Origin of the sequence: Amycolatopsis heterodermiae, from assembly GCF_034929455.1 — a bacterium.
GTDB lineage: Bacteria > Actinomycetota > Actinomycetes > Mycobacteriales > Pseudonocardiaceae > Amycolatopsis > Amycolatopsis heterodermiae.
Window position 1 is genome coordinate 1 of sequence record NZ_JAYFSI010000040.1, and the last position, 308, is coordinate 308.

At 67.5% G+C, this 308-nt stretch carries 1 protein-coding gene; it reads left to right on the top strand.

Going from position 1 to position 308, the window contains the following annotated elements; translation table 11 throughout:
- Window positions 1-308: cbb3-type cytochrome c oxidase subunit I (locus VA596_RS50575; RefSeq protein ID WP_323337986.1), on the top strand; the 308-nt coding region annotated here is incomplete at both ends.

Consider the following 308-nt stretch of genomic DNA (forward strand, 5'->3'; position numbering starts at 1 on the left):
GGCGGCCCGCCCGACTTCGGCTGGACCGCCTACACACCCCTGTCCAACGCCATCCACTCCCCCGGCGTCGGCGGCGACCTGTGGATCACCGGACTGATCGTCACCGGCCTGGGCACCATCCTCGGCGCCGTCAACATGGTCACGACCATCGTCTGCCTGCGCTGTCCCGGCATGCTCATGTGGCGCATGCCGATCTTCACCTGGAACATCCTCTTCACGTCGATCCTGATCCTGCTGGCGTTCCCGATCCTCACCGCCGCCCTCTTCGGACTGCTGGCCGACCGCCACCTCGGCGCCCACGTCTTCGA